This window comes from Terriglobus sp. 2YAB30_2, from assembly GCF_052114765.1.
Taxonomy (GTDB): Bacteria; Acidobacteriota; Terriglobia; order Terriglobales; family Acidobacteriaceae; genus Terriglobus.
In genome coordinates, this window is record NZ_JBFRFJ010000002.1 from 428,134 (window position 1) to 441,122 (window position 12,989).

Sequence of the window (12,989 nt, forward strand, 5' to 3'; positions counted from 1 at the left end):
CTCGACGTTGCCTGCCCTACCAATCGAGCAGGTTAAGGGCAGGACTGGCTACTTGATCGCATCTTAGCGACGCTCGGCCGCCCTAGCTTGCTCCGAACTGCCTGATGGTTGCAAAGGCAGATCGCCAGCGGACCTACAGAAGTTGTCGGGGCCTTCATCTCCAGTTTTACAGACCGCCGCACTCACTATCGGCCGAAGGATGATAGCTAAAATCCTTCATTCGATAACCAAATGTATTGGCCATACCAAGGTCCAATTGTTTTGCTTCCTGGTCCGATCCACCACATATTTCGCCTTGGCGAACACCGAATAGCAGTAAGGAGGAACACACCAACTGCCGCCGCTCTACAGGGGCGGCGATATTTCTTCACAAAACTCAATTCAGGAGAAAACGTATGAGCACGCTTACGGTGAAAGATGGTACGACGATCTACTACAAGGACTGGGGCAAGGGACCAGTCGTCACGTTCTCCCACGGTTGGCCGCTGAACTCAGATGCCTGGGACGGCCAGATGCTGTTCCTCGCTCAGCACGGGTACCGCTGCGTTGCAGTGGATCGGCGCGGCCATGGCCGATCAGGTCAGCCCTCCATAGGAAATGATATGGACGGATACGCGGATGATCTTGCAGCGGTGATCGAAGCTCTGGACCTCAAACATGCAACCCTGCTGGCTAGCACTCACGATAAGGTTGCAACTCTTAAGAGGCAGGGGCGATCCCTGGATGAAATTGTTGCCGCGAAGCCTACAGCCGCCTGGGATGACAAATGGGGAGGGGGATTTATGAGCCCACGAATGTTCACCGGACTAGGATTTGAAGGCGTGTAGCGGTTCCACTTTCTATGTTGTGGCTCCTCTATCAACGATGGGAGGAACACAGGGCTCGGAGACACCTGCGCTGCTCATCTGATACCATCCTGCTGCAAAGCGGGCCCTAATGTCATGTACGAGGTGAACCAATGTCCGCCCCCACCATTGAACAAATCAAAGCTTCCATGCGCTCTACCTGGATGGCCGGTGATTTTGGCGTTGTTGCTAAAACCATCTCTGGCGGAGCGGAAGACTTCATCTCCCGGCTTGCGATCCCTGCCGGCAGTAAGGTGCTCGACGTTGCCTGCGGTACCGGCAACACGGCTATCCCCCTGGCACGCCGCGGATGCATTGTTACCGGTGTCGACATCGCCACCAATCTTTTGGAACAAGGCCGCGAACGTGCGGCAGCCGAAGGGCTGGCGATTACCTTCGATGAAGGTGATGCTGAGGCACTTCCTTATCCCGACGCCAGCTTCGACGCAGTGACCACTATGTTCGGCGCAATGTTCGCTCCGCGGCCCGAACTGGTCGCCTTAGAGTCGGCACGCGTGCTGAAACCGGGAGGTCTGCTGGCCATGGGCAACTGGAATCCTGGCAGCTTTACTGGCGCGATGTTCAGAGCCGGTACTAAGCATGTGCCACCTCCACCCGGAGTGCAACCGCCCGTCCTGTGGGGCGATGAGGCTACGGTGAAGTCACGGCTGGATCCGTACTTTACCAATATTGAGACCGAACTGGTTTCCATCGATTTCGATATGCCGGTAAACCCGGCAGGTGCTGTTGACTTCTTCCGGAGCCACTTCGGTCCAACAAAAGTGATGTTCAGCAAGCTGGATGAAGCGGGGCAAGGGGCACTTTATAGCGACTTAGTAGCGCTCTGGTCAGGAGCCAATGTCGCTGCTGACACCGATACCCATACGCTGGTAAAGAACCAATACCTGAAAGTCACCGCGCGGAAGAAGTAACGGAAATAACAGAAATATTCGATGCGACAGAGCCCGGCCACCGCCGGGCTTTGTCGCGTTTGTGACACCTCTTTTCCACCTAAACGTTTTAATCAGTGAAAACTTTTCACCATCAGTGAAAAATTTCCTTGACAGGCTTTTTAACAGCTTTGTAGGATTCGCCCGCTTCAAAGCAGACCGATTCCCAGGTAGCGAGGCATGCCTATGCCAGCCATTGCAGCACTGAACCGACGCACATCTTCCCGCAAAAGAGTTCTGGCAGTGTTTTGCGGCGCCATCCTTTTCATCAGCGCCATTCTTGCCAGGGCGCAAAACTCTTCCTCCTCGGTGAACGGCAGCGTCACCGACCCCACCGGCGCGTCACTGCCAGGTGCTCGAGTCGTGCTGAGGAACGTCGAGACAAACGTTCTCCGTGAGAGTGTGACCAACGATTCAGGGGCCTATGTCTTCACGGCAATTCCTCCCGCGCGCTACACCCTCACCTTCACGGCGGCATCGTTTCAGACGCTGACCGTGGCGGCGTTTGACGTAGGTGTCGCCCAGGCGGTGACCATCAATACCGAGCTTCGCACCGGAAGCGTTACCGACACCATTACCGTTGAGGCAACCGGAGCGCAGGTGGAAAGTTCAACCGCGCAGCTTGGCACTGTTATCGACGAAAAGGCTGTCAATAACCTTCCGCTTAATGGCCGCAACTTTACGCAGCTTCTTACCTTGACGCCCGGAGTGACTCCCATCAGTACCGGTCAGAACAGCAGTGCGAGCAACACCGCGGTCACTGCAGCGGGAACGACGAGCTATTCTTTTCCATCCATCAACGGAGCCGGAAACCGCTCCACCATCTATCTTGTGGACGGGATGAACGATAACCAGGCCTGGTACAACACCTACGCTGTCCCGCCCATTATCGACACCATCCAGGAGTTCAAGATCAACTCTCACAACGATGCCGTCTATGGCGGTTCGCTTGGCGGCGTGGTTAACATCGTCACCAAGTCAGGCACAAACAGCTTTCATGGTTCTGCCTGGGAGTTCATCCGCAACAACAGCTTCGATGCCAAGCCCTATATTTCCGCCCCGCCGTCGTATCACCTCAACACCTTTGGAGGTCAGGTCGGTGCCCCCATACGCATTCCCTGGCTTTATGACGGTCGCGATAAGACATTCTTTCTTATTGGTATGGAGGGAACGCTTTATTCCAAAGCCGGATCCACCAATATCCTGATTCCCACGCAGGCACAGCTCAACGGAGATTTCTCCAGTGCTACCACCGGTGTCAACAAAGGTGGAACCTGTTCTGCCAGTGACACGAAGGCGCAGACGTATTCCTGCCAGCTCTACGATCCAACCGTTGCCAACAATGCAGCAGTTCCCTACCGCCCCGCATTCCTTGGTAACCAGATTCCGGTCAACAAGATGAATGGCTATTCCCTTGCTTTCGTCAAAGCAGTCTTCGGAAATGTCAGCCCGACCGTCATTCCGGGGATCGCCCCCACCACGTACAACTACCAGATCACCGAGCCGACCCGTCAAAAGGTCTACAACTATACCGGCCGCATCGATCAGCACATCGGCACGAAGGACTTCATCTTCTTCCGCTATTCCGGCATTCAGTGGAACCAGGAATCACCCAGCACATTACCGACACTCTTCACCTCGACGGATATTCCTGCCGAACAGTATGGAGTGAGCTGGATGCATGTCTTCAGCCCCGCAACCAGCATGCAGGTTCAATACGGTCGCACACATGTCGGGAATACCACCGTCACACAATTCAACGATCGCAATCTCTGGAAGACGTATGGTTGCTCAGGAGATATGTGCAACTCGTTCGTCGGTGGTGCAACTCTGCTTGTCACCCAGGCAGTCACCAACGGCTTCTCTGGAGGTGAAGTCAACAGCCCATCGAAAAACCTCTCCAGCATTCACGAATGGCTGGGAAGCGTGATGCACACCATCGGTAGTCATCAGCTACAAGCCGGCGGTGGATGGGACCAGGTGAACTACACCGCGCAACTGCGTCAAGGACAGGTCAGTTTCACTGGAGCTTCAACGGGCAACTTCGGCAATGTTCCAGGTCAGGCCGGAGCAAACCCCGGTTCCCCTTCGAATATCACTTCCGCCCAGATCGCCGCTCAGTCAGGTTTTGGACTGGCCGATTTCCTACTCGACTATCCAAACTCCGAGAACAAGCGCAATGTCTTTTTGACGGAGCGTCCCGGCGGTATCGCCAACATCTATCTTCAGGACAGTTGGAAGATCACTCACACCTTCACACTGAACATTGGCGTTCGTTACGACCGCAGTGTGATTCCAGCCTTCGGTACGGATGACTCGATCGGCCTGCAGGGCTCGCCTGAAACTGGAGACTTCGACTTCAATACTGGCGACTACATCATCCAGAAGCTGCCACCCCTGTGCAGTGACCGCAAGCATGCGCCATGCCTTCCCAGCGCAACGCTGCCAGCACACGTCCGGGTTGCCACCGGAGGAAAGATTCTCCACGGCAGCAAAGACAATGTCTCTCCTCGTATCGGCTTCGCTTATCGCGTCAACGATAAGATGTCGGTCCGCGGCGGCTTCGGCATGACCTATGACAACTGGGCAGCCATCATTCAGATGACCCAGAACTACCAGGGGTCGTGGCCCGATACCGGAACTCTGCAGATCAATGGAACCAATACTCCAGGAACGGTCTATACCTCGGCCCAAGACCCTTTCGCCGCCAACTCCGGCAATCTGCCGGCGGCGACTCCCTTTGGCTCGTCGAACGTCAACTACATGGTCGATCCACAGTGGAAGAATCCATATTCTGAGCAGTACAACTTCGGTATCGAGCAACAGTTCGGCGCTCATACCGTCCTCTCGCTCAACTACGTTGGATCTTCGTCACACCGCCTGGATATCGGCGGCTACTACAACACGGGAACTCCCTGCTCCACGTGTGTATCCTTCGCCGCACGCGGAACCAACACCGGCCAACCGTTCCCCTACACCGTTCCGCAGAAGTCCTGGGACCATTCGGGCGCGAATGCTTCTTACAACGCACTGCAGGCGTCGTTCCAGCGTCACTTCAGCGATGGTCTCGGATACACCGTCGCTTATACGTGGAGCAAGACATTGAATGAGGGCACTGACGGCTACTTCGGCGTCGAAAATGGAGTTCCCGAGGATCCATATAATCCGCGTGGCAGCCGGGGACCTGCGGGTTTCAACATCCCTCAAATTCTCGCCGCTAACTTCGTATACGAACTTCCCATCGGAAAGAACAAGCGATTCTCAACGGGAAATACGATGGGCGACTACGTCGTTGGAAACTGGCAGGTGAATGCCATCATCTCTGCCCGCTCCGGCCAGAACTTCAATGTGACTGCAGCGGGTGACATTGCCAACACCGGTAACGCCGGAACCTATGAACGTGCCGACCTTGTCGGTGATCCTTATAAATCCGGTCCGATCGACGGCAACCCATCCTGCACACCGCCCGGTGGGGCGACCCGTACCCGGACACAATGGTTCAACCCCTGCGCCTTCAAAACACCAGCGATCGGAACACTCGGAAATGCTCCTCGAAACTTCCTTCAGGGGCAACAGTCGTGGGGGCTGGATACCTCAATCCATCGGATCTTCCCCATTCATGAGAACCTTTCCTTCAAACTCGATGCCGAAGCTTTCAATATCCTGAACCATCCAGTTCTCGGCAATCCAGCGGCCACAGTAACGACTCCTTCGACCTTTGGCACCATCAGCGGTGTCGCTTCCGGAAACTCGCAACGCATCCTTCAATTCGCCGGCAAGTTCCAGTTCTAAGAAGACGCGGCTTTGAAAAGCAGAAGCCTGTCCGGAGGAATCTCCCGGACAGGCTTTCACTTTCTTTTCAGTTAGAGCGTTTTCCCTGTTGCCGGGTATCCCGGAAGGGGCGTGCAGCGGCGTTTTCATTGCGGAAAACGCCCATAGATGCGGAAGCCCTACTCTACACCCACAGGGAAAATGCTCTATCGCTTCATCTTCAGCTCTGCACCATAGAGTGGCAACAGCGGGTGGTGAATCACTGCACGAAACTCATAAGCGCCCTTGGGATCCAGTCCTTTGAGGTCTGCCGTAAACAGTCCTGGTTTAGAAACCGTTTGCGCCGGCGTTGCGGTCCAGGCAGCCGTGCGTGAATTCACATCCTCTCCAGAGACCGGTCGATATTCGAAGGTCACTTCAAGCGAGGGCTGGTCCCCCATATCAAGGACAGAACCTTCGAGTGTTTCTTCTCCCGATGTGCGAACGACTGAGCCGGTTGTCTGCACCTCCGGTGGCTTGAGGGCAGGCTCGACGTTTGTAATTCTGATCACGGCTGGATTCGGCCAGCGGAAATTATCCTGCAGCCGCTGTGCCTGCAGCACTCGCACATGGAGGCCGTCTTTCTCCTGATGCCATGTCGATTTCGGAGTAATTTCGGGGTGATACTCCACGACCTCGTCACTCTGTCCAAGGACACTTACCTCTGTCTTTTCCGTGGCTCGAACGGAATGAAGCGTGAATTCCTTCCATGTAGCGCGGGGCCATGGTGTGTTGGACTCGACGACGGCATAAAGCGCGCTGTTGTCTTTCTTTTTGGTAAACCAGACATCGCCTTCGTTGGTAATGACCCAGGGACGCACGGCATAGATCGCATCGGAGTTCACGAACATCCAGAGAGCCATCTCACGCAGGCGCTCCTCTTCTTCGATCGGAAGCTCACCATTCGGTTTAGGCCCGACGTTCAACAGGAAGTTGCCTCCCTTGGCGCGTGTCTGTACGAGCAGGCGAATCAGCTCTCCGCCTGACTTGTAGTGTTCGTTTTGAGGCTGGTACTGCCAGGCCGTTCCCATCGTCATGCAGGTCTCCCACGGCCCGGGAAGCGGCATGCCAGGAACGGTCAGCTCAGGTGTCTTAATGGCGCCGCGCGTCACAATGATGTTGGGGTCGAGCTTCCATGCAAGATCGCGTAGACCCATGGCCTCACCATCGAGGAAGAGTTCGTCGACTTTGCCATAGTTCGTCAGCAGCTCTTTGAGCTGACTCTGGTCGTACTGCATCAGGCCCGGGTTATTCCTCGGTTGAACGTCAGGCACGGAACGGCGGATGGTCTTGCCGTTCTGGTGCAGCCATGAGAAATCATCCGGCGAGAAATAAACGCCTGTCGAAATTCCCTCGGAACGAAAGGCGTCAAAGACCTCTCGCGTGATGTCGCGATGAAAGGGCGTATGCATCACACCGAACGACGTCGTTTTGCTATCGAACATGGTGAAGCCCGAATGATGTTTGGTGGTGAACATCATGTAGCGGATGCCTGCCAGATGTGCGAGACGAGCCCAGTCCTTCGGTTGAAAGCGGTCCGGGTCGAAGCTCTTCGGCAGCTCGTTGAAAAAGCGATCCGTGTACTCGGGTGAAGCACCCACCAGCGAGTGGCTGATCACCACACCGAGTTGGCTGTCGACGCTCCAGTGAATAAAGAGACCAAAACCCTGATCGCGAAACCATTCCAACCTGTCCGGCTTGTTCAGAGATCCCTTTTCCGGGTCATCCTCAGCAATCCCTGCCAAAGGACAGGAAACAAGGATCAGAGACAGAAGACTCAGAATATGGATGATTCGGCGCAGCGGTCGTACTTCCCTCACAGATTTCCTCCGATAAAACAACACGAAAACCATACATGAAAGAACAAGTTTGCGAGTGAAATCGAAATCACTCCTCGCAGCCGAGCCGTAGAGGCTCAAAGATGGATGGCGACGATTTATGTACTTATAAATCAATAGCTTGCATGGATCATGAAGATTAGAGAATCCTCTGGTTCAAGATAAGAGCCTTCCAACGAACTGTACCCCGGTGATGGTCATGGCATTGCTACATAGAGTCTTGACTCTCCCTGTCTATGCTGTGGGGCGGTCCATGGGCACGAATTCACGGAGGACTCCCCCTTTGAAATCCGCTTTTGCCGGCGCACAACCCCGCTCATCTCAAGCGCTTATTAGCTTTGGCGCGATCTCCTCCGAGGAGCTGCTGGCTCTGGAACAGTATTTCCTTCAAGGCCGTTTAGCTGAGGCTGAAGCCCTGGCTCGCAGTTTGAATGCGCGCAACCCGCAGCACCCTCTTGCCTGGAAGATCCTTGCCGCCACCATCGCTACCCGCGGTGATCTGAACACGGCCATTGCGCTCTATCAGCAGGCGCCTGCAAATCTGCATGACGATTGGCAGTATCAGAACAACTATGGCAATGCATTGAAGGGTGCCGGGCGCCAGGGTGAGGCGGTTCGTCACTACGAGCGGGCAATTGCCTTGCATCAGGACTCCATTGAGCCCTTTTACAATCTGGGCGTCACACTGCTTGAGATGGGTAACTTGACGGCAGCAGAGACCAGACTCCGCTTTGTTTTGACCATGGATCCGGATCATGCTCTGACGCACGTAAACCTGGCGAATATCCTCAACATGCGCGAGCAGTTGGAGGAAGCCGACCTGCACTATCAATGCGCCGTTCGAGTCATGCCGCAGGAAGTACGTCTGCTGAATAACTACGGACAACTTCTAAGCAAGCAGCACCGCTATCCTGAGGCAGAGGCGTATTACCGGCGAGCCATCGAGCTCGACGCCACCTTTGCTCCGCCGTTCGTCAATCTGGGAGAGCTGATGGGGCATCATGGATTTGTCGCCGAGACAGAGATGCTGCTGCGCCATGCTATCCGGCTGGATCCCAATTTGGCCCAGGGGCACAGTAATCTGCTGTTCACGCTTTCTCTACGGGATAACTGCACTTCCGCTGCAATCCTGGCGGAACACCGCATTTACGCAGAGCGTTTCGAAACACCGCTGAAGTCTCAATGGGGAAACTATCTCAATACGCGCGAGCCTGATCGGACTCTGCGGGTAGGCTTTGTCTCGGGCGATCTGCGCAATCATCCGGTCGTCCGCTATCTGATGCCTGCGCTCGAACGGCTTACACAGCATACGGACCTGCAGCTCTATGCCTACAACGTGAGCCGGCAGTACGACACAGTTACAGCGCAGTACCAGGAATTGTTCGATTACTGGCGCGGAGCCGCTTCGGCCTCAGATGAGGCGCTTACACGCGCCATACGAGCCGACGTTATCGACATCCTATTCGACCTCTCTGGTCATAGCGGTGACAACCGCATGCTGACCTTCGCACGCAAACCAGCTCCCCTGCAGATGAGTTGGATCGGATATGTCGCGACGACTGGTCTGGACGCAATGGACTACTTCATTGGCGATGCGAATCTGATCACTCCCAGTGAACAACCGCAGTTCTCCGAGAAGATTCTTTATCTACCTGCCACCACGACGTTCGCGCCCTATGAACCAGCGCCTGAGCGAAACGAACTTCCTGCGCTGACCAATGGCTACTTCACCTTCTGCTGCCTAGCGCGCGTCAACAAGCTTAACCAGCCTCTCATCGCATTATGGGCTCGGATCTTGAAGGCGGTTCCGGGTTCGCGGATGATCCTGGCAACCATGTCCAACGGCGCTCCCCCAGAGACCGTAAAGGCATGGTTCCTCGCTGAAGGTGTAGCGGAGGAACGGTTGCTCTTCCTGCATACGCGATCTGTGCTGGAACAACTGGAACAGTATCGGATGGCCGATCTCTGCCTGGACACCTTCCCCTATAACGGCAGCACCAGCACCAGCCATGCCTTGTGCATGGGAATCCCGACCCTCACCCTCTGCAGCGAACTCGTCTCCGGCCGCATCGGTACGTCGATCGCCTCCCATGTGGGTATTCCAGAGTTCATTACGTACAGTCAGAACGAATTTGTAGAGAAGGCCGTCTGGTGGACGCAAAAGCTGGAATTGCTGAATACATTACGACATGAACTGCCTTCCATGTTCGCCCGCAGCGCATTGCGTCAACATGACCAGGTTGTAGATGTGCTGGTGGAGAAGCTTCGCACAGCCTGGAAACGATGGTGCGCAGGACTTCCCGCCGAGACCTTCTAGATGCTGCCTCGACAAGGGCCTAGAGGTATTTTCCCTGTTACTCGATATCCCGGAAGAGGCGTGCAACGGCGTTTTCATCGCGACAGGGAAAATGCTCTATCCCTTTTTACTGCGAGTCCGCGCCGCCTTACGAGCTGCACTGCGAAGGCCTTCCTTACCCTTTGTTGTTACGGCCTTCATTGCTGCCTCATGCCGGCTCTTGGAAGTCCGCTTGCTCGAAGCTGTCTTTGCCTGCTTTGAGAGAGCACCGCGTGTCGCGGACCGATGAGATTCGCGCTGCAACACCCGCTCTCTGGCCCTGGAGAGTTTAGGAGAAACTGGTTCGGCTCCCTCCTGGCCTTTTTCGTATGCTTTTTCAGCGGACTTGCGGGTGCTCTCCTTCGCTTGTCCTTTCCCTGGAGGAGGAAGCGGAATTCCGGCTCTGCGTGCCTTGCTGAGACCAATTGCGATAGCCTGCTGCGGCGATCGCGCACCATGTTTCCCTTCGCGAATATGCTCGATCTCCTCATGCACAAACTCTCCAGCCGCGGTTGAAGGAGACTTTCCTTCACGAAGATCGTTCTTTGCGCGTTCGGTTGTTGCTTTCTCTGGCATGTCGTCCTCCTTTACGGTTGTCTACGACGGAGAAAGACGGCGGGAGGTTTTCCCTCCGGCGTTTTGCGTTCCATTCCGTCTCTCATAGTCGCCAAAGATGGCGTCCTTGGATGACTTGGTTGCATCTCTGCAAGCCAGCTTAGGTGTAACGGAAAAGAGCCTTGAAGCCGTAGTCCATGTGGTTCTGGATATGGCAGTGGAAGAGAGTCAGCCCAGGCTGGTCAGCAACAAAGTCTACGGAGGCGCGGCCGAAATACGGTACGACGACCGTGTCTTTGATCAGGCCGTGGGTCCATTTTCCGTTGAGCTCTACGAGTTCCGTCTGATGGCGATGCAGATGCATCGGGTGGGCATCATCGGTGCGATTTCGATAGATGAGACGGTAGCGCTTGCCTTGCTCTAACAGAAACTCGCGCTCGTGCGGATACGGTTTGCCGTTGATGAGCCAGGCGTTGAACTTGCCCATACCCGACGGCATCTTTTCGAAGACCATGTCGATCACCGCATCGGGTTTCTGCGCCGGTGCTCCCGGCTTACCGAAGAGGGTGTAGTCCCAACTCGCCGGTCCGGGCTTGGTCCATGCTGCTTTTTTGTGCTGATTGGCGTACTCCACGATGACGCCAAGACCGGCATTGCGGATCATGTCATTCGTCGCGCCGAGGATCCATACACCCGGATTGTTCATCTCCACGATGGCACAGACACGTTCCCCGGCTCCCAGGAAGATCGCATCCACCTCCACTGGCGTAGGGACGGGATTGCCGTCCAAGGCGATGATCCGAAATTTGTGACCGGCGAAGGCGACACGCCGGTTCTCGATCGCGGATGCATTCAACAGATGGAAGAGAACCCGGTCTCCCTGTTTTACCCGAATGGGCTGGCCTGCCCCTAATGCCTTGTCGTTAATGGAGTAGGTCATGGAACTGACCTCGAGCCCTGGCGAGCCAGGCAGGTCCCTGGTCGGCTTTTCCGGCTGAAGCGCCGGTTTGCCGTCTTCATCGTCATCGTCTTCCATGGTCGAGGAGAAGAACGGCTCCCAGTCGCGGAGGGCGAGAAAGTGTTCCTGGTCGTAATGGCCCGGGTCACCCGATGCCGGGTCGATGTACACGAAGCCGAATTGCCCGGTATAGGTGCCTTTGTGCAGGTCAGATTCCGCCATGGCGTGGGTGTGATACCACCGGGAACCGAAAAGGGCTGGCGTAAATTGCAGGCGGCGCGTTCCCTGCGGCGGAATGGGACGAGCCCCCTGCTCTTCGACACCGTCCGTCTCCGGCGAGATCAGAAAGCCATGCCAGTGAACGAGTTCCGGAGTATCCGTCCGGTTGACGACGTCTACCGTGACTGGTTTTCCCTGTTTCATACGGAGGATCGGTCCAGGCGAGGTTCCGTTATAGCCAATGGTCGACAAGATGCGATCCGGGGCGAGCTCCACAGTCACGGGTTCGATGCGGAGGGTAATATCGGCAGGCGGTCCTGAATGCGATTCCAGGCCGGGAGGGGCAGACGTTTGCCCCTGAGAAGGCATCGCCATCTGTCCCATCTGGGACAGGCCATACAGGCCCGCATCTCGCAGACCGGGAGCAGCCAGCGCCATGGCGCCGGAACGTAAAAAATCTCGCCGTTTCACCTGGGGCCTCGCGTGAAGGTGATGGTCTCACGGTAAGAATTTCTCAGGCAAGCAGTTGCCGGCATACCGGTAAGACGCAGTGCATGGAAAAAAGACGAAACTTTCGTGGAAACAACTCCTTGAGTCGCTTCGTCTATCCTGCAAGCCTTATACGCACGTAGACTGAGTACCTTCTCAGGAGGTCGCACGATGAAGCTGCTTGCCGCTACCGCAGTTGCCGCCGTCGCCCTTGCCTGCTGCTCGGTTGTTCGGGCTTACCAGCGGACGGCCTACTTCGGGTTCGACGACTCGGAACAGCGCCAGGCTCAGAAAGCCGAATTCGTCTGGTCGCGCCTCGCCTATACCTCTCGCTCCGGCGGTAACGGATACGGCTGGGGGTGGGGGCGCGCCGCCTGGTCCCGCGATTACCCAAAGGCAGATCGACAGCTTCTGGTCGCGATGAAGCGCCTTACCCGTATTGAAGGCCGCCCGTATGAGCAGGTCGTCGACCTGGATTCAGACGCTATCTTCGAATATCCCTGGGTCTACGCCGTGCAGGTACAAGCCTGGACCTTCTCTGATACGGAGGCAAAGCGGCTGCGTGACTACCTCAATAAAGGTGGATTTCTGATGGTCGACGACTTCCACGGAAGCCAGGACTGGGAAGACTTTATGGAAGGCATGCGCCAGGTTCTTCCGGACCGCCCCGTAGAAGACCTGCAGAGCGGAGATGAGATCTTCCATGTTTTGTATGACATGGATGACCGCATCCAGGTTCCGGGCGAACACTATATCCGTACCCACAGAACGTATGAGAAAGACGGCTTCACCCCGAAGTGGCGGGCCATCCGTGATGACAAGGGGCGCATCATGGTTGCGATCTGTCACAACATGCATCTGGGTGATGCATGGGAGTGGGCTGACGATCCCGACTATCCGGAAAAGTTTGCCGCGCAGGCATTTCGTGTCGGCCTGAACTACATCGTGTATGGCATGACGCATTGATCAACGAACCATAGACAGGAAACC

General features: G+C 55.8%; 8 protein-coding genes. 5 read left to right on the forward strand and 3 right to left on the reverse strand.

Annotated elements, in window-relative coordinates; genetic code table 11:
- The first annotated feature begins 395 nt into the window (after positions 1-395).
- The 3 genes from AB4Y89_RS04480 to AB4Y89_RS04490 all read left to right on the forward strand — a co-directional run bounded on the left by AB4Y89_RS04480 (position 396) and on the right by AB4Y89_RS04490 (position 5,587).
- Positions 396-827 (forward strand): alpha/beta fold hydrolase, encoded by a 432-nt coding sequence (locus tag AB4Y89_RS04480; protein ID WP_442299693.1) that lies wholly within the window; start codon positions 396-398, stop codon positions 825-827.
- 131 nt (positions 828-958) lie between these two features.
- Entirely contained in the window at positions 959-1,777 is an 819-nt protein-coding gene (locus tag AB4Y89_RS04485) for a class I SAM-dependent methyltransferase (RefSeq protein ID WP_442299694.1), read from the forward strand.
- A 198-nt stretch (positions 1,778-1,975) separates the two neighbouring features.
- Entirely contained in the window at positions 1,976-5,587 is a 3,612-nt protein-coding gene (locus tag AB4Y89_RS04490) for a carboxypeptidase regulatory-like domain-containing protein (RefSeq protein ID WP_442299695.1), read from the forward strand.
- A gap of 185 nt (positions 5,588-5,772) precedes the next feature.
- Here the strand turns inward: AB4Y89_RS04490 and AB4Y89_RS04495 are convergent, their stop codons facing one another.
- Positions 5,773-7,425 carry an alpha-L-fucosidase gene (locus AB4Y89_RS04495; RefSeq protein WP_442299696.1) on the reverse strand — a complete coding sequence of 551 codons (1,653 nt, stop codon included), beginning with the start codon at positions 7,423-7,425 and terminating at the stop codon, positions 5,773-5,775.
- Between the two features lie 301 nt (positions 7,426-7,726).
- Between AB4Y89_RS04495 and AB4Y89_RS04500 the strand changes: the two genes are divergently transcribed.
- A complete protein-coding gene (locus AB4Y89_RS04500; protein ID WP_442299697.1) occupies positions 7,727-9,760 on the forward strand; it encodes an O-linked N-acetylglucosamine transferase, SPINDLY family protein in 2,034 nt (677 codons plus the stop codon).
- A 96-nt stretch (positions 9,761-9,856) separates the two neighbouring features.
- Here AB4Y89_RS04500 and AB4Y89_RS04505 read toward each other — a convergent pair whose 3' ends face one another.
- Positions 9,857-10,354 (reverse strand): DNA-binding protein, encoded by a 498-nt coding sequence (locus tag AB4Y89_RS04505; RefSeq protein ID WP_442299698.1) that lies wholly within the window; start codon positions 10,352-10,354, stop codon positions 9,857-9,859.
- A 139-nt stretch (positions 10,355-10,493) separates the two neighbouring features.
- Positions 10,494-11,981 (reverse strand): multicopper oxidase family protein, encoded by a 1,488-nt coding sequence (locus tag AB4Y89_RS04510; RefSeq protein ID WP_442299699.1) that lies wholly within the window; start codon positions 11,979-11,981, stop codon positions 10,494-10,496.
- 189 nt (positions 11,982-12,170) lie between these two features.
- Here AB4Y89_RS04510 and AB4Y89_RS04515 point away from each other — a divergent pair, with 189 nt between their 5' ends.
- Complete coding sequence (locus AB4Y89_RS04515) at positions 12,171-12,965, forward strand: DUF4159 domain-containing protein (RefSeq protein WP_442299700.1); 795 nt, start codon at positions 12,171-12,173, stop codon at positions 12,963-12,965.
- The last annotated feature ends 24 nt before the right edge of the window (positions 12,966-12,989 follow it).